This window comes from Gordonia westfalica, assembly GCF_900105725.1.
GTDB classification, from domain to species: domain Bacteria; phylum Actinomycetota; class Actinomycetes; order Mycobacteriales; family Mycobacteriaceae; genus Gordonia; species Gordonia westfalica.
The window spans coordinates 1-16,506 of record NZ_FNLM01000036.1; the positions used below are offsets into that span (position 1 = coordinate 1).

Consider the following 16,506-nt stretch of genomic DNA (forward strand, 5'->3'; position numbering starts at 1 on the left):
CGCGGCGGTGTCATTAGTGCCACTCCCCGAGTTGGCATCACCCCCGCCCAGTCACCCACGAGACCGTGCTCGCCGACGAAGAACACGCCCCCCACGCGCGGAGCATAAGTTTCCTCAGCTACCTCTTGTGTGAGGAAGCTGTGGTGCCTGCTGCGACACGGGCATCGACCGCGGCACGGGAGGCAGACCCCTCGCGGTGATCTTCGATGCCACCGCCGAATCCGGTACCGCACCTGCCGTCACGTCCTCCAGGATTTGGGCTGCCTCATCACGGGCCGTGCGGGTCTCGTCCCGCAGGGTGGCGACAGCGTTCACCACGGCTGGGGTGTAGGCGTCGGGGTCGTAGTCCTCGATCAACTCCTGCAGCGTGTGCGAACCTTCTGTCAGGACAACCGAATACCACTTCGACCGGTAATCCTTCGCCCCGAAGATCGCCTTCTGCACCTGGTACGGACCCTCAGGGAGCAACCCCGAGTCGTAGAAACCAGGGGCGGACGGGTGCGTGGGCGGGTTGATGGGGATGACGGTGGGCGCCGAGTACACGGTCACCCCAGCGTTGTTGCGGTCCACCGGCACCCGAATCCACAGTTTCGAATCCCGCGGCGGGAACCCCCCATCGGGGAGCTGATACACACCAGTCAAACGTCCGGACATGAACTTCCTTTCGAACAGGAGGGGGGGTACCGCAGACGGGCGCCTTATGCGGGGGTGATGTTGATCCAGCAGCCAGACACTGACTGAGGTCCGCCATTCGAGGCATGCCACATGGTGAGTTGGTCGCCTGCGGCGACGGTCAACGACACTGTGCCGGTGAGTCCGACGCTGCCGACGTCGACACCGTTGCGTTGGATTTTGATGTTGCCGTTACCAGTCGCCGACCAGGTGAGGGTGACGTTCCCGGCGCCCTTCACGACGAGCGCATTGTTGGTGACCGTCGCCGGATAGGTGGGGTCAGAGGTGAACCCGGTCACCTGCACATACGGGAGGAACGAGTTCGATACTGACCCGTTCTGCATGCGTTGACGGGTGAACGTGACGAGGGTGGCGGTCGCGGCACTCGATGTTGCAGCACTGTTGGTGCCGGTCAGGGTGTGGCGGGGTCGGGATGTGGCTGTGCCAGTGACAGTCACAGTGTTGGCGGCGGCGAGCTGGGGGCGCAGGTCTGCGGTGTCGGCGACATTAATGGTTTGCAGTGCCGCCAGCGTGTAGCGTGCCCGCGCCGTACCGGTTTGGTCGGCAGCCACCGTTTGAGAAGCGGCTAACGGTACGCGTAGGCCACCCAGTTCGGTGGCCTGCCCCACGGTGGTGGTTTGGGTGGCGGAGATGGTGTGTCGTACCCTCACCACCGCCACAGACGTCACCTCGAACGTTTGGGAGGCATCCGCATTCACCGATCCCACCGATGGCACTGACGATGCTGTCGGCGCCACCACCATGTCTTGTGCTGCATCCAGCTCAATGCGTGGGCGGGTGACGACAGGTTGGGTGATGGTGATGTCTTGTGTGGCGGTCAGGGTGTAGAGAGTTGCCGTCGACGCTGCAGGGGTGACAGTGGTCGCTTGTGTAGCGTCGAGTGTGTAGCGGGCGCGGCCATCGCTGCTGGTGTCGGTGGTGATGGTGTTGGTTGCGGTCAGGGTGTAACGGGCACGCACCACACCCACACCAGCCACCACACCCGAACCGGTACCGGCTATGCCGACACCGAGTTTCCCGGACTGCCCCACCTGGACGGATTGCTCCGCATAGTCCACGCAGAGTCGGGCGTACACCACACCCGCAGCGGTGACGGTGATGGTGTTGCCGGACATCAACCGTTCTTTGGTGCGGGGCCGGCGGGTCCGATAGTGCGGGGCCGTCGGCAACCTCACCCCAGTGTGCCGGGCTTCCGGTACCACCACCCGCGTGTGGGGTGCAGCAGGTAGCACCACACCCACCCGCGGAACCGGTACCGCCGTAAACAGGTAGGGACGGTTGGGGACTGCCGTCACCACCCTGCCTGCCAGAACGATCATCTACGTGATGGTGATCGTGGGGGTGACGTCGATGGTGGCGTTCGCACTGACTGTGGTGGAGGGGATGGACAGTTTGTCCAAATAGGTGCCGGAGGTTTGCGCCGAGTACACGCCGGCCGCGACGACGGTGGTGGCGGGCACGTTGATCGACACCTTCGACCCGGTCATGGAACCCGACGCCGGAGTCCCCCAGGTCGTCTGCTGGCGGGCATACGCGGGGGTACCGCCCGACACCTCGGATGCGCCGGTGCTGCCGGGGTCGGCGGTGTGCAGGGAAATCCACGTTCCCTGCGCTGCATACGCATTGAGCAGGGCGGTTTTCATCGCGTTGGTGGCGAGTGCCATGTCATTCTCCTAGGTTGTAGTTGATGTCGAGGTGGAGGGTTTGTTCGGCGGTGAGGTCGACGTGTTCCCGCCCGTGATCGTCGATCCAATGTCGGGTGCCGTTGTCGTCGGTCCACTCAGACACGGCGGACTGCTTTCCCGTAGTAGAGGGGATATTCCTGGGTGGGGGTTTCGGGCATCGACACCGTGAGCAGGAAGTGGGTGGCCCGCCCGATGATGGGGGCCAGCGTTTCCTGTTGCACCACATAGTCGATGGAGGGTGGTTCCACCACGCCGGGGATGGAGATGATGGGGGTGGTGGCGTTCCGGACGGGGTCGCCTTCGAAAAAGTAGAGGGTCGATGCTGCACCGACCGGCCACGATGTGATGTTGCCGGAGGTGGCGTCGATGGGGTCGAGGGAGAAAACCAGGTCACTGTTCTGGTAGAGATCGCCGCGATGTTCGCGGCATCGGTAGCTCACGCAGTCGAGACACCATGGATCGACCGCGGAGCCCCCCTACCAGAACAGTGACCTGGTTTTCTCCCTCGACCCCATCGACGCCACCTCCGGCAACATCACATCGTGGCCGGTCGGTGCAGCATCGACCCTCTACTTTTTCGAAGGCGACCCCGTCCGGAACGCCACCACCCCATCATCTCCATCCCCGGCGTGGTGGAACCACCCTCCATCGACTATGTGGTGCAACAGGAAACGCTGGCCCCCATCATCGGGCGGGCCACCCACTTCCTGCTCACGGTGTCGATGCCCGAAACCCCACCCAGGAATATCCCCTCTACTACGGGAAAGCAGTCCGCCGTGTCTGAGTGGACCGACGACAACGGCACCCGACATTGGATCGACGATCACGGGCGGGAACACGTCGACCTCACCGCCGAACAAACCCTCCACCTCGACATCAACTACAACCTAGGAGAATGACATGGCACTCGCCACCAACGCGATGAAAACCGCCCTGCTCAATGCGTATGCAGCGCAGGGAACGTGGATTTCCCTGCACACCGCCGACCCCGGCAGCACCGGCGCATCCGAGGTGTCGGGCGGTACCCCGCGTATGCCCGCCAGCAGACGACCTGGGGGACTCCGGCGTCGGGTTCCATGACCGGGTCGAAGGTGTCGATCAACGTGCCCGCCACCACCGTCGTCGCGGCCGGCGTGTACTCGGCGCAAACCTCCGGCACCTATTTGGACAAACTGTCCATCCCTCCACCACAGTCAGTGCGAACGCCACCATCGACGTCACCCCCACGATCACCATCACGTAGATGATCGTTCTGGCAGGCAGGGTGGTGACGGCAGTCCCCAACCGTCCCTACCTGTTTACGGCGGTACCGGTTCCGCGGGTGGGTGTGGTGCTACCTGCTGCACCCCACACGCGGGTGGTGGTACCGGAAGCCCGGCACACTGGGTGAGGTTGCCGACGGCCCCGCACTATCGGACCCGCCGGCCCCGCACCAAAGAACGGTTGATGTCCGGCAACACCATCACCGTCACCGCTGCGGGTGTGGTGTACGCCCGACTCTGCGTGGACTATGCGGAGCAATCCGTCCAGGTGGGGCAGTCCGGGAAACTCGGTGTCGGCATAGCCGGTACCGGTTCGGGTGTGGTGGCTGGTGTGGGTGTGGTGCGTGCCCGTTACACCCTGACCGCAACCAACACCATCACCACCGACACCAGCAGCGATGGCCGCGCCCGCTACACACTCGACGCTACACAAGCGACCACTGTCACCCCTGCAGCGTCGACGGCAACTCTCTACACCCTGACCGCCACACAAGACATCACCATCACCCAACCTGTCGTCACCCGCCCACGCATTGAGCTGGATGCAGCACAAGACATGGTGGTGGCGCCGACAGCATCGTCAGTGCCATCGGTGGGATCGGTGAATGCGGATGCCTCCCAAACGTTCGAGGTGACGTCTGTGGCGGTGGTGAGGGTACGACACACCATCTCCGCCACCCAAACCACCACCGTGGGGCAGGCCACCGAACTGGGTGGCCTACGCGTACCGTTAGCCGCTTCTCAAACGGTGGCTGCCGACCAAACCGGTACGGCGCGGGCACGCTACACGCTGGCGGCACTGCAAACCATTAATGTCGCCGACACCGCAGACCTGCGCCCCCAGCTCGCCGCCGCCAACACTGTGACTGTCACTGGCACAGCCACATCCCGACCCGCCACACCCTGACCGGCACCAACAGTGCTGCAACATCGAGTGCCGCGACCGCCACCCTCGTCACGTTCACCCGTCAACGCATGCAGAACGGGTCAGTATCGAACTCGTTCCTCCCGTATGTGCAGGTGACCGGGTTCACCTCTGACCCCACCTATCCGGCGACGGTCACCAACAATGCGCTCGTCGTGAAGGGCGCCGGGAACGTCACCCTCACCTGGTCGGCGACTGGTAACGGCAACATCAAAATCCAACGCAACGGTGTCGACGTCGGCAGCGTCGGACTCACCGGCACAGTGTCGTTGACCGTCGCCGCAGGCGACCAACTCACCATGTGGCATGCCTCGAATGGCGGACCTCAGTCAGTGTCTGGCTGCTGGATCAACATCACCCCGCATAAGGCGCCCGTCTGCGGTACCCCCCCTCCTGTTCGAAAGGAAGTTCATGTCCGGACGTTTGACTGGTGTGTATCAGCTCCCCGATGGGGGTTCCCGCCGCGGGATTCGAAACTGTGGATTCGGGTGCCGGTGGACCGCAACAACGCTGGGTGACCGTGTACTCGGCGCCCACCGTCATCCCCATCAACCCGCCCACGCACCCGTCCGCCCCTGGTTTCTACGACTCGGGTTGCTCCCTGAGGGTCCGTACCAGGTGCAGAAGGCGATCTTCGGGCGAAGGATTACCGGTCGAAGTGGTATTCGGTTGTCCTGACAGAAGGTTCGCACACGCTGCAGGAGTTGATCGAGGACTACGACCCGACGCCTACACCCCAGCCGTGGTGAACGCTGTCGCCACCCTGCGGGACGAGACCCGCACGGCCCGTGATGAGGCAGCCCAAATCCTGGAGGACGTGACGGCAGGTGCGGTACCGGATTCGGCGGTGGCATCGAAGATCACCGCCGAGGGTCTGCCTCCCGTGCCGCGGTCGATGCCCGTGTCGCAGCAGGCACCACAGGCTTCCTCACACAAGAGGTAGCTGAGGAAACTTATGCTCCGCGCGTGGGGGCGTGTTCTTCGTCGGCGAGCACGGTCTCGTGGGTGACTGGGCCGGGGGTGATGCCAACTCGGGAGTGGCACTAATGACACCGCCGCGTTGACTGATCTCATCGCTGCCGTGCCTGACGGTTCGACGATCGTCTTCGATGCCACCAAGACCTACCGCTCGACCCCTTGTCGATCACCGTAAGTCACTCACGCTCGACTTCAATGGCGCACGGGTTGTGACGAAAACGATGGACTCCGGCGACCTGTCGGTGGCCAGCCCTTTATCTCGTGGTCGTCCACCGTCGGCCCTGAGGTTGATCTCAGCAGCTCGGGTTCGCCCGTGGAGCTACCGAGGTAATCACGAACCCTTTCTCAGGATCGAACGGGTTCTCAACCGACGACCTGGTCATCGTCCGTGACCGATACCCGTCGCCGGTGGGACACTGGCGCGAACGCCTCGTGGGTCGGACGCGGCGAGGTCAACATCGTGCAGTCGATCACGCCGTCCACAGGAACCGTGCGCCTCCGCATCCCCCTCAGCCACCAGTACCAGGCCAACTTCTCCGTGGTCCCCACGCTGCAACGCATCTCGACCCCGGTCCGTCCGGTCGTCAAGAACATCGGACTCATCATCGACACCAACCCCGACGGCATGTACACCGGGACATCGAGACCTCAGGCGGTCACCTGTTCTACTTCTACGCCTGCGTGACCCCGAGTGGAGAACGTGCGCGCCGAGGGTGGAGAACCACATCGTCAACTTCAACAAGTGCCTGCGCCCGCGAACCATCGACATCGAGGGCGAAACCCATTCCAGACAGGATCAGGCACGGGTACATCGGGCGCATGACTCACTGCGTCGATGGCGAGTTCACCCGTAGCGTCGCCTACGGGACACGACACGTCGCCAACTACGTGGCGTCGGCGCGGTGTGGGTCGCGGTCGTGCCGGTCGTACCGCCCGCTGGGGTGTCCTACCAGACCCACGGACTGCGGTCACGCGACATCTACTCGGTCGATGACACCGTGGTCGGCGGCGACTCGTCGGGCTGGTCACACGGCAACACCACCTACGCGGGCGACTACGGTATCGCATTCTACGACCGCGCTACTACGGCACCAACAACGGTGTTCTCGCGCGCTGCGCAGCACTGGTACACGCATCATCGACCCGAGATTCACACACAGCCAAGGCGTGGAGGTGTCGAGCCTCGCGTCAGACGTGATCGTGGACCTCACCAGGGACCATCGAGATATTCGGAGAAGCGGACGTCCTACGCGTACACGCCGCGATGTCAACGCAGCGGCGAGTACAAGCGGCTCGGTCACGTCCACGGCCCGGCGATCTCGTTGGAACTCGCGCCCTGGTGTCCCTCGAGTGACTGTGCGGCCCGCATAGGTGGCGTCGAGTACGACCAGGGCGACGACCAGTTGCAGCGATGGGACGGCACCGACTGGGCCGAAGTCGAATCCGCAGCGGCGAGTACAAGCCGGGCTCGGTCACCGTCCACGGCCCCGGCGATCTCGTTGGAACTCGCGCCCTGGTGTCCCTCGACGTGACTGGTGCGGCCCGCATAGGTGGCGTCGAGTACGACCAGGGCGACGACCAGTTGCAGCGATGGGACGGCACCGACTGGGCCGAAGTCGAATCCGGTGGCGCAGCAGGCGTCACGCTCGATACCGACCAGACGATCACCGGGGCGAAGTCGATGGCCGAGGTGGGATTCTTCGGCACGTCCGCGCTCGGCACGAAGCCGTCCGCAACAGACGACCTCGGCACCGTCCTGTCCAGCCTTGGACTTCGCACTGCTGGTGGTGCGTATCCGATCACGACCTCGGGGGCGGTCGCTCTCACAGGCGGATTCCGTACCGGGCTCGGCAATCGATCCGGTACCTACAACATCACCACCAACACCGCGCCGTTCAACATGTGCGATGCCAGTGGTGGAGCGTTCACGATCTCACTGCCGAACACCGGATCGGCTGGGTATCGCTTCACTATCAAGAAGATCGACGCCTCAGCCAACGCGGTCACCGTGTCCGCGCCGATCGGCATCGACGGTGTGCCGACCCTCGTGCTCACCGATCAGTGGGAGTGGGTGGAGGTCGTCAGCACTTTCACCACAGGCCAGTACATGATCGTCGGTCGGGGCTGACCCCCGCCCATAACCGGAATCGGGACACCGCTGTCACGGCTCCCAGGCGTCGCCGAGTACCGCGGCGAGCCGGTCGGTGAGGTCCGGGGCCTCGGCGCGCTGGGAGTAGACCACGTCGTCGCATTCGACGGCGAGTGCGAGTAGGTCGGGGTCGGGTGGTGTCCATCCGCCGTCGGTGGCTTGTGTCATTTCGGCTTGCTGGCGGCGCATCTGTGCGCGTATGGCTTCGGCTGCGGCGCGTAGTACGTCCCGATCGGTCACCAGGTGATCATACGGGTTTCGTGAAATGTGTTGCGCTGCAACAGAAGTCGATGCTACTGTTATCTCACAAGTTCAGAGCGGGTGAGGTTCAGGAACACACACTGATCGTCGGAGCGCGATGCGCCGGCCACTGATAGGAAACACTGGGAACCCGATCGCAGAGCGTCATGATGCGACACCCGCTCTGAACTTGGACAACCTTGAACGCCCCATCCTCTTCGTGAGGGTGGGGCGTTTTCTTTGCGTTGAGGGGAACCCCGCCACCCCGCGGCTGCGTCCAAGGCTCATGACTCCACGCATCCGCATCTACCGACCACCCTACGATCCGGACTGCCCCGAATGCCGGCGACTGGTGGAGGACTTTGGGGGAGACGCCAGTCTGTTGGTGTCCCCAAAGTCGGATCAAAGTGCGGACTGGACGGACTGGTTCAGGACGGACGCAGAATCTCCCGCTCCGCATTCACGTCCACCAACTCACTCAGTGATACCTGATCGAGGCCAAGGGTGAGCTCTGTGACAGTACGTGATGTGACCTGCCGCCAGCGGCCCTTGGCAAACACAAAGTCACCCTCCTGGATGTCCTTGAATAGCGTGGGCACCGGACCATTCGCGAGTGCGCTCAGCCATTGACTTTCCCTGCCACCGTTGCGCACTCCGCAGGTCAGCGGAGGTGACTGACACTCTGCGCGGCCCCAGACTGTGGGCCGAGCGCGTACCTGAGTTCGCTCCTCGCGGCTGATGATCTGCGATCCACACGCGCACGTTCCGAATTGCCGGGTGTTGCCTGTGAGTTGACCCATGTGGGGATCTTAATGGCTTGCCCGGCAAGGGTGGGTGTGTCACCGGAGAAATAGGCCACAACCTGGGACAATAGGAGAATGACCGTAGCCGAACTGATCGCCAAGCTGCAGCAGATGCCCCAGGATGCCACCGCCTGTATCGACTGGGCGCAGATGGGCGTGTGGTCTGAACCTACGGGCGGCTACTACTACGGCGAAGCCGAGAGTGTCGTCCTCCATGACGGAGACGTGTACATCACCTCTGGTGAGGTCGAGCCGTGAGCGCGCCTGAGCTCAAGGACGAGTGTCTCGTGGTTCCCGGGCAGGGATGCCGCAACTTCCGCCCGGCACACCGGCGTGAAGCCCACCCCGCCGACACCTTCTCAGAGGTTCGTGTCGCCGACCACGGCGATCGGACCTGGGAGGCTCGCGAGTTCTCCGTCAACGTCCTGTCTGGCCGCGACTGCCCGTTGAATGCGGAGCTGTTCCCTGCCCAAGCTGAGGCGCAGGTGTACGCCGACGCCCGCAACACGGGCTATCTCCACACCGGCGCAATGATCTGCGTACACGAATGGCGGTTGGAACAGGCGAGGGCGGGGAACGATGCTTGAGTTCAAGGTAGGGGATCGTGTGCGGACTGTTGTCGGTGACCACACTGGGCGAATCGTGGACTTCGTACCTGGAACCGACTGGCCCATCCTCTACGTCACCAACTCCACCAGCCATCCCGAAACGGTTGGCGAGTATGTACCCAACGATCCCAGCAAGCTCGTACGACAGGACTGGACCGATGCCTGAGTTCAAGGTAGGGGACCGCGTGCGGGTGACCTCACTAGGGAACGCCGAGGCGGCTGGGAAGATCATCGCCCAGGAACGCGTGCCCGACCTACTGCACCGGGTGGAGTTCACTCACGCCACGGCATGGGCGCGGGAGTTGTTCGGCGACGGGTGGTGGTTCGCCGACACCGCGCTGGAGCACATCGACTGATTACGAAGGCTCATGCCGCTCTCCATCGACGTGTATGTACAAGTACAGCCACCCAGCGTGGTGCTGGATGGCTGTACTTGAATGCCTTGGCTGTAACCGTGGCTGTAGTCGAGAGCCTGTGTGGTCTCTGACCTGGAGCGGGTGACGGGAATCGAACCCGCGTAGCTAGTTTGGAAGACTCGCGACGGAGGGGACTGGACCTCACTTTGCGAGATACACGTAAGTCTAAACGTAAGCGTCGGAGTGAAAATGCCCTCTGACCTGGAGCCGATGACGGGAATCGAACCCGCGTATTCAGCTTGGGAAGCTGATGTTCTGCCATTGAACTACATCGGCGTGCGAGCGCTGGGCTCGCGATCGAAAGCCTAGCAAACCGGCGTCCGGGTCTTCGCGAGCGGCGCGAAAAATCTTCCCGGATGGGGTTGCGCACCTGCGAGGACGCACGTACACTCGAACATAGTTTCGAGTAAAGCCATGATGACGGGGGTTTAATCATGGCTTTAGGCGAGCCATCTGCATCACAACCACTTCTTCTCGACCAGTACGAGCGTCTACACGCGCTGCTGGACGAGATCAGTGAGACGGCGTCCACGGACTGTTCCGATACAGACCTGCTCAAGGTCGCGATGGAGCACGAACGCGCCGAGCGTCGCATGCTCACGTCGTTCGCCGCCCACATCATCGATATCGACGAACGCTCCGCATACCGGAAAGCCGGCAGTCAGACCGTCACCAACTTCGTCACCAGCGTGCTCAACCGCAGCGGGGAGGCCAATCGGCTGCTGAACCGCGTGTGGGCGATCGGCAAGTTCCCCGACATGCAGGGCGAGGTGCTCGAGCCGCGATTCCCGGAGACCGCCAAAGGTGTTGCCGAAGGCGAGATCTCGGGGAGGAACGTCGACGTCATCGTCGAGGTGATGAAGAAGATCCCGGTCGCCGTGGACCCGGCCGACCGCGAAGCCGCCGAGGCGACGCTTGCCCACTACGCGAGCGACTACGACCCGTCCTCGCTGCGCCAGCTCGGCACACGCATCCTCGCCCACCTCGACCCCGACGGGACACTGACCGACGACCGCGATCGCGCCCGAATGCGCGGCATGCGCCTCGGTCCGCAGGACGCACAGCTGATGTCCAAGCTGACCGCCGATCTCGACCCGAAGACCCGGGCGATGCTCGACGTCGTACTGGCGGTGTGGGCAGCGCCGGGCATGAACAACCCCGACGACCCGGAGTCACCCGTCGGAGACCCCGGCAGTGCTGATCCCGATGCCCTCGCGGCCGCTGCCGAACGCGACAACCGGTCGGCCGCGAAACGCAACCACGACGCCTTCTCCGCGTTGCTCCGGTACGCGCTCGACAGCGGCGCGCTCGGCGGTTCCCACCACGGGCTGCCACCACACCTCATCGTCACGATCACCGAATCGGCCCTCCGCGAGCGGGCCGGGGCTCCCGCGCGCACCGCAACGGGCACCCTGCTTCCGATCAAGGACGCCGTCGAACTCGCCGCAGAGTCGCAGCAGTACCTCGAGGTGTTCCGCGACCACACCAGCGAGGTCCTCTACCTCGGACGAGCCAAGCGCCTGGCATCCCGGGCCCAGCGGATCGCCGCGGTGGGTCGCGATGGTGGCTGCACGTGTCCTCGCTGCACGCGGTCGTCCTTCGACTCCGAACTGCACCACGTGGCCGAATGGACAGCCGACGACGGCCCCACCGACATCGACAACATGACCACCGCATGCGGACCGCACAACCGTGCGGTCGGCCCCGGCGACGACCAGTGGGCCACCACGATCGCCACCGATGGGGTCGACGCAGGTCGCGTCGTCTGGCGCCCACCGACGTCGCACCCGGATCAGACCCCGAAGGTCAATCACGCCAACCGCACCGACGAGGTCCTCAACCGCATGCGAGCCGACGCCCGACGACGCCGGTCGGGTGGCCACGGGGGAGCCGAATCGTCCGGGCGGACGGATACCGGCGCAGATCCACCCTGACCATTCGATAACCTCGACACCGTGCTGCTCTCCGACCGCGACATCCGCTCCGAGATCGCTGACGGGCGCCTCGCCATCGATCCATTCGATCCTGCGCTCGTCCAGCCCTCCAGCGTCGACGTCCGGCTCGACAGTCTGTTCCGCGTGTTCAACAACACCCGGTACACCCACATCGACCCGGCCCAACGCCAAGACGAACTCACCACCCTCGTCGAACCCACCGAGGGTGAGCCTTTCGTGCTGCACCCGGGTGAATTCGTGCTGGGCTCCACCCTCGAGGTGTGCAGCCTGCCCGACGACCTCGCCGGACGCCTCGAAGGAAAGTCCTCACTCGGCCGCCTCGGTCTCCTGACACACTCGACGGCCGGCTTCATCGACCCCGGCTTCTCCGGCCACATCACGCTGGAACTCTCCAACGTGGCCAACCTGCCGATCACGCTGTGGCCGGGCATGAAGATCGGCCAGCTGTGCCTCATCCGGCTCAGCAGCCCGGCCGAACATCCCTACGGCAGCGAGAAGGTTGGTTCGAAGTACCAGGGGCAGCGCGGACCCACCCCGTCGAAGGCCTACCTGAACTTCCTCAAGAACGACTGACCGCGCCAGTTTTCGATACCGCTCATCGCACGCTCCTCGCCTACTCAACCGGCGACGGCTGACTGAGGAGTTCACCCGACCGACCGCCACACGCAACTCCACGGTCGGTTCGTGGCTCACCGTCGGCGTAACCGTTGCGGTATGAAGCTCACGGTTATCGGATGCGGATACCTCGGCGCGACGCACGCGGCCTGCATGGCCGAACTCGGGCACGACGTCGTCGGCATCGACGTCGACCCCCGGAAGATCGAACGCCTACAGGACGGTGATGTCCCGTTCTTCGAACCCGGGCTCTCCGACATCCTCCGCCGCAACCTCGACGCCGGACGCCTCCGATTCACCACCGATCCACTGGCGGCCGCCGACCACGGATCGGTCCACTTCATCGGCGTCGGCACACCCCAGGAAGCCCGTGGACACCGCGCCGACCTGTCCCACGTCCACACTGCCGTCGAGACGCTCGTGCCGACGCTGCGAGGCAAGCACGTTCTGATCGGCAAATCCACCGTTCCCGTCGGCACGTGTGAGGAACTGTCGCAACGGATCTCGTACCTCACCGCGCCGGGCGCCGACATCGAGCTGGCGTGGAGCCCGGAGTTCCTGCGGGAGGGCTTCGCCGTCGAGGACAGCCTCGCGCCCGACCGTCTCGTCCTCGGCACCGGGCGACTCGTCGACGACCCGCAGGCGCCGCGGACGGAAACCCTGGCCGGGGAGGTCATCCGGGACATCTATCGCGAGGTCCTCGAGACCGGAGTCCCGCTCATCGAGACCGACTGGGCCACCGCAGAGCTCGTCAAGGTATCCGCCAATGCGTTTCTGGCGACCAAGATCTCGTTCATCAACGCGATGAGCGAACTATGTGAGATCGCCGGCGCCGACATCGGCACCCTCGCCGACGCCATGGGTCACGATCCCAGGATCGGCCGACGCTTCCTCAACGCAGGGCTGGGTTTCGGCGGCGGCTGCCTCCCCAAGGACATCCGGGCGCTGACGGCACGCGCCGACGAGATGGGCGCACCACGGGCCGTCGGGTTCTTGCGCGAGGTCGACGCCATCAACATGCGTCGACGCAGTGCCGCTGCGGAACTCGTCGCCGAAACGATCGGGGGAGAGGTGTTGGGGCGCAACGTCGCCGTCCTCGGCGCCGCCTTCAAACCCGAGAGCGACGACGTCCGGGACTCCCCGGCGCTCGCCGTCGCGAGCCGACTCGCCCTCGACGGGGCGTCTGTCACGGTCTTCGACCCCCAGGCCATGGAGAACTCGCGCCGATTGCAGCCGTCCCTCGGCTACGCGGCGTCGGCACGTGAGGCCTGCGACCGCGCGGATGTCGTCGTCATCACAACCGAATGGGCGGAGTTCGTCCACATGTCGCCCGACGAGCTCTCGCCGGTGGTGCGGCACAAGCGCATCGTCGACGCCCGACGCTGCCTCGACGCGCAGGCCTGGCGTGCGGCGGGGTGGGATTACCGCGCCCTGGGCGGTCCCGTGGCTGCACCGAAGAATCGGGACAAGAAGTTCGTTCACGCAGGTGAACGGGCTGTCGTCGAAAGCGGCCCTGCGCGTTGACGTGTTAGGTTGAACCCCGCGATTGACCGGGGGGCACCTTCTCGCCGTGGGGGGCGTGTTGGGCGAGGTGCACACAAGTGCAGGAATTGATCAGATGACCGACACGGTGTTCGATTCGGCTACGGGGCCGGCCTCTGCATCTGCAGGGGTCCCGGTGAACCCAGCCGTGCTCGACGACGTGCGGGCCAAGCTGCGCCGGCGGGGACTGGACGACGATCCCCAGGTGGTCCTGCTCGGTCTCGACGGAAACGGATGCGTGTCCGTCGGGCGTTTCGACACCTCGCGCGGCACCGTCGCCGACACATACTCCGACGTGACGCTGTCGCTGGGTGCACTCGACCATGCCATCGCCGACCACCTGACCAGGATCGGACGCGTCGAGTCACCGACTTCACCGGACTGGCAGAACGAACTGTTCGAGCTCATCGCACGCGGACGCGAAAGGCTGCAGGACTCCGACGGCACGTTCCTGATGGGACGGCAACACATTCGGCTGTTCCGGATGGCGCGGCGCGACGTCGAGGAGGCTGGTGGCGCTCTCACGGCACGCAGTGAGGAACTGGCATGCGCGGCGGTCGCCGGAGCACAGGCGCACGCTGTCGTCGTCGCCGACGGACTCGGGGTGTGGCCGGGCTTGCGCGACGGGATCGCGAGAGCCGTGACGGTGCCGATCATCGACGCCGTGCCCGGGCCGTTGGCCGCCTCCGTATCGGCGGGGCCGATCAGCCCTCCTCCGGAATCACTCACGCCGACTACGGCGGGAGACGGTCCCGAGGTCACGGGCGGAGGCGATGTCCCGCCGGACCCCGCCGACGACACAGACCCCCGCGCCAGCGGACACCCCGCAGACACTCGACCCCCAGACACTCACCCTGCAGACACCATTGACAGCACAGACCTGACCGAACCGGAAGCTGTGGACGACAATCGAGACGAGGTGCAGTTGGACGCGGACGCCGCCGTGGCGGCCGAGAACTCCGACGAGCCTGTCGCCGGGTGCGCCGAGCCTGCGCCGGAGCCCGGGCGCCCCGATCCCGAACCCGAGGTCGAGGTCACCGTCGAGGCTGTTACTGAGGCTGTCACCGAGGCCGCGACAGAATCCGGCACCGACACGACGCCGGATCCGGTCGCCGATGAGGTGACGGCGCCGCCGGTCCCGGAAGCGCCCGAGGCTGGTGACATCGCTCCCGATGCCCCGACCGGCGGCTTCTCGATCCCGGTCGATCCTCCGGCCGGAAGTCCGGGCCGCTCAGGGGATTTCCCGGCCATCGGTGTCGAGAAGATGTCTCCCGAACAGCTCTCGCAGCCGGTATCGCCTGCTCCCGCAACGGCTTTCGGCGCCCTCACGGCCTCCGCCGCGGCCGACGCGTTGTTCACCGCTCCGCAGGTCCCGGGCGTCGGTGCTCTGCCGTCTCAACAGCCCACGGCATTTCAACAGCCCACGGTATTTCAACAACCCACGCCCGTTCAAGCGCCGGTTGCCTCCCACCCCGTCGAGCATGCGATGCCGCAGAACGGGATCGGTCACCCTGGCGTCGGTCCGGCTCCGATCGGGCCACAGCCCGGCATTTTCCCTGCGCCGGAACCGTATTCGCTGGTCAATCCTATCCCTCCCGCGCCGGCGCGTCGACGAGGCAAGGTCCCCGCGAAGCGGGTACTGACAGGGCTGGCGCTGCTGTGCGCGCTTGCCATCGTCGGTGTCGCGGTCGCGCTGGCTGCGGGCGGCAACGGCTCCTCGCAGGCGCCCGTCGCGACGCCCACCACGCCCACCACGACGGCGCCGACGAGCCAGGAGTACGCCGATCCGGCCATCTTCGCGGAGGCGCGTCAGCCTGCGCAGCGCTACACCTCACCGCCGCCACCCGTGGCGACGAACGAGCCCGCGCCCTCGCCGCGACCGCGTTCCCGCGCACCGCGTCCGCAGCGCGGTGTGACGATCCCGAACCCGATCCCCGGACTCCCGCCGATCGTCCTCCCGTGAAATCAGCCGGCGGGGCGCGGCGCCAAGCCCCGCGCGACGAACGCCAGCACCCTCTCGTAGTTGTCCGCGCCGTCGACCTGTGGTGGATGCGTGCCGGCGAGTTCCAGGCCGACTGCGCCGTGAACCGCCGACCAGGCCTGCATGGCGAGATCGGCCGGATCGCCGGCCATCACGACACCGGCGACCTGCCCGTACCGGATGACGTCGACGAGTACGTCGAACGCGTGCGCCGCCACCTCGAGATCCGCTGTGCAGCGACTGGAGAACATCAGGCCGTAGAGGACAGGGTTCGACACGGCGAACTCGCGGTAGCCGCGACCTGAGTTCTGCAACCGGTCGACCGGGTCGTCGTCGGTGGCTCCGACTGCGCGTGCGAATTCGACGAAACCATCGGTGACCAGTGCATCCAGGAGTCCGTCGCGCCCGTCGAAGTGGTTGTAGACGCCCATCGGCGCGACCTTCGCCTCGGCCGCCACCGCTCGCACGGTCAACCCGGCCTCGCCGTCCCGCTCGAGGATCTCGCGACCGGCGCGCAGGAGGGCGGACCGGACTTCGGCGGCTGACGTTCGGGTGCGCGGCTTCGCGGTGGACATATTGACAATCTACTAGCACGGTGTTCTTCTTGAATAGAACGTTGTTCTACAACAGTGTGACGACGTTCTATATCTGAAC

Annotated in this window: 21 protein-coding genes, 1 tRNA gene and 1 pseudogene; 15 read left to right on the top strand and 8 right to left on the bottom strand. The window is 65.1% G+C overall.

Translation table 11 applies throughout. The features are described 5' to 3' along the window. Positions 1 to 114: 114 nt before the first annotated feature. From BLU62_RS26270 to BLU62_RS26285, 5 genes are all read right to left on the bottom strand, one after another. The gene (locus BLU62_RS26270) at positions 115 to 654 is read right to left on the bottom strand and encodes a hypothetical protein (protein ID WP_139180086.1); all 540 of its coding nucleotides are present in this window, start codon (positions 652 to 654) and stop codon (positions 115 to 117) included. Between the two features lie 44 nt (positions 655 to 698). Beyond that, entirely contained in the window at positions 699 to 1,808 is a 1,110-nt protein-coding gene (locus BLU62_RS26275; RefSeq protein ID WP_074847995.1) for a hypothetical protein, read from the bottom strand. Between the two features lie 204 nt (positions 1,809 to 2,012). Further along, positions 2,013 to 2,357 carry a phage tail fiber protein gene (locus BLU62_RS26280; protein ID WP_074847993.1) on the bottom strand — a complete coding sequence of 115 codons (345 nt, stop codon included), beginning with the start codon at positions 2,355 to 2,357 and terminating at the stop codon, positions 2,013 to 2,015. A gap of 1 nt (position 2,358) precedes the next feature. Next, the gene (locus BLU62_RS34435; RefSeq protein WP_280141504.1) at positions 2,359 to 2,481 is read right to left on the bottom strand and encodes a hypothetical protein; all 123 of its coding nucleotides are present in this window, start codon (positions 2,479 to 2,481) and stop codon (positions 2,359 to 2,361) included. Further along, a complete protein-coding gene (locus BLU62_RS26285) occupies positions 2,474 to 2,818 on the bottom strand; it encodes an LtfC-like domain-containing protein (protein ID WP_074853336.1) in 345 nt (114 codons plus the stop codon). The genes BLU62_RS34435 and BLU62_RS26285 overlap by 8 nt, the downstream gene beginning before the upstream one ends. Positions 2,819 to 3,007: 189 nt before the next feature. Between BLU62_RS26285 and BLU62_RS26290 the strand changes: the two genes are divergently transcribed. The 7 genes from BLU62_RS26290 (at position 3,008) to BLU62_RS26320 (ending at position 7,671) form a co-directional block, all read left to right on the top strand. After that, a complete protein-coding gene (locus BLU62_RS26290; RefSeq protein ID WP_139180087.1) occupies positions 3,008 to 3,277 on the top strand; it encodes a hypothetical protein in 270 nt (89 codons plus the stop codon). A gap of 1 nt (position 3,278) precedes the next feature. Further along, positions 3,279 to 3,458: a hypothetical protein gene (locus BLU62_RS32610; protein WP_139180088.1), complete on the top strand. Its 180-nt coding sequence runs from the start codon at positions 3,279 to 3,281 to the stop codon at positions 3,456 to 3,458. 366 nt (positions 3,459 to 3,824) lie between these two features. Beyond that, positions 3,825 to 4,547 carry a hypothetical protein gene (locus BLU62_RS26295; RefSeq protein WP_074853340.1) on the top strand — a complete coding sequence of 241 codons (723 nt, stop codon included), beginning with the start codon at positions 3,825 to 3,827 and terminating at the stop codon, positions 4,545 to 4,547. Positions 4,548 to 4,615: 68 nt separating this feature from the next. Beyond that, positions 4,616 to 5,083, top strand: coding sequence for a hypothetical protein (locus tag BLU62_RS26300; protein ID WP_074853342.1), 468 nt, complete (start codon positions 4,616 to 4,618; stop codon positions 5,081 to 5,083). A gap of 224 nt (positions 5,084 to 5,307) precedes the next feature. Continuing rightward, positions 5,308 to 5,508 (top strand): hypothetical protein, encoded by a 201-nt coding sequence (locus BLU62_RS26305; RefSeq protein WP_074853344.1) that lies wholly within the window; start codon positions 5,308 to 5,310, stop codon positions 5,506 to 5,508. 423 nt (positions 5,509 to 5,931) lie between these two features. Next, the gene (locus BLU62_RS26310; RefSeq protein ID WP_074853345.1) at positions 5,932 to 6,228 is read left to right on the top strand and encodes a hypothetical protein; all 297 of its coding nucleotides are present in this window, start codon (positions 5,932 to 5,934) and stop codon (positions 6,226 to 6,228) included. A 726-nt stretch (positions 6,229 to 6,954) separates the two neighbouring features. Then, positions 6,955 to 7,671: a hypothetical protein gene (locus BLU62_RS26320; protein WP_139180089.1), complete on the top strand. Its 717-nt coding sequence runs from the start codon at positions 6,955 to 6,957 to the stop codon at positions 7,669 to 7,671. Between the two features lie 33 nt (positions 7,672 to 7,704). Here the strand turns inward: BLU62_RS26320 and BLU62_RS26325 are convergent, their stop codons facing one another. Next, positions 7,705 to 7,932: a hypothetical protein gene (locus tag BLU62_RS26325; protein WP_074848029.1), complete on the bottom strand. Its 228-nt coding sequence runs from the start codon at positions 7,930 to 7,932 to the stop codon at positions 7,705 to 7,707. Positions 7,933 to 8,810: 878 nt separating this feature from the next. Between BLU62_RS26325 and BLU62_RS26330 the strand changes: the two genes are divergently transcribed. The 4 genes from BLU62_RS26330 to BLU62_RS26340 are packed head-to-tail and all read left to right on the top strand — an operon-like array spanning position 8,811 to position 9,699. Next, positions 8,811 to 8,993 carry a hypothetical protein gene (locus BLU62_RS26330; protein WP_074848014.1) on the top strand — a complete coding sequence of 61 codons (183 nt, stop codon included), beginning with the start codon at positions 8,811 to 8,813 and terminating at the stop codon, positions 8,991 to 8,993. Further along, a complete protein-coding gene (locus BLU62_RS26335) occupies positions 8,990 to 9,322 on the top strand; it encodes a hypothetical protein (RefSeq protein ID WP_074848012.1) in 333 nt (110 codons plus the stop codon). The genes BLU62_RS26330 and BLU62_RS26335 overlap by 4 nt, the downstream gene beginning before the upstream one ends. A 55-nt stretch (positions 9,323 to 9,377) precedes the next feature. Continuing rightward, on the top strand, positions 9,378 to 9,509 hold the full coding sequence (locus BLU62_RS34440; protein WP_280141505.1) for a hypothetical protein: 132 nt from the start codon (positions 9,378 to 9,380) through the stop codon (positions 9,507 to 9,509). Then, entirely contained in the window at positions 9,502 to 9,699 is a 198-nt protein-coding gene (locus BLU62_RS26340) for a hypothetical protein (protein ID WP_074848010.1), read from the top strand. The genes BLU62_RS34440 and BLU62_RS26340 overlap by 8 nt, the downstream gene beginning before the upstream one ends. A gap of 262 nt (positions 9,700 to 9,961) precedes the next feature. On the opposite strand, the gene BLU62_RS26345 is transcribed toward BLU62_RS26340, so the two are convergent. Next, positions 9,962 to 10,035: transfer RNA gene (locus BLU62_RS26345), tRNA-Gly, on the bottom strand. Between the two features lie 158 nt (positions 10,036 to 10,193). On the opposite strand from BLU62_RS26345, the gene BLU62_RS26350 reads away from it, so the two are divergent. The 4 genes and pseudogenes from BLU62_RS26350 (at position 10,194) to BLU62_RS26365 (ending at position 15,834) form a co-directional block, all read left to right on the top strand. Then, positions 10,194 to 11,693, top strand: coding sequence for an HNH endonuclease (locus tag BLU62_RS26350; protein ID WP_074853349.1), 1,500 nt, complete (start codon positions 10,194 to 10,196; stop codon positions 11,691 to 11,693). Positions 11,694 to 11,714: 21 nt separating this feature from the next. Then, positions 11,715 to 12,287, top strand: a complete 573-nt coding sequence (gene dcd, locus BLU62_RS26355) for a dCTP deaminase (protein WP_074853351.1) — start codon at positions 11,715 to 11,717, stop codon at positions 12,285 to 12,287. A 141-nt stretch (positions 12,288 to 12,428) separates the two neighbouring features. Continuing rightward, positions 12,429 to 13,866 (top strand): annotated as a pseudogene (locus BLU62_RS26360) (UDP-glucose dehydrogenase family protein). A gap of 141 nt (positions 13,867 to 14,007) precedes the next feature. Further along, complete coding sequence (locus tag BLU62_RS26365; protein WP_244278406.1) at positions 14,008 to 15,834, top strand: hypothetical protein; 1,827 nt, start codon at positions 14,008 to 14,010, stop codon at positions 15,832 to 15,834. 2 nt (positions 15,835 to 15,836) lie between these two features. Here the strand turns inward: BLU62_RS26365 and BLU62_RS26370 are convergent, their stop codons facing one another. Then, a complete protein-coding gene (locus BLU62_RS26370) occupies positions 15,837 to 16,427 on the bottom strand; it encodes a TetR/AcrR family transcriptional regulator (protein WP_074853354.1) in 591 nt (196 codons plus the stop codon). Positions 16,428 to 16,506 lie beyond the last annotated feature (79 nt).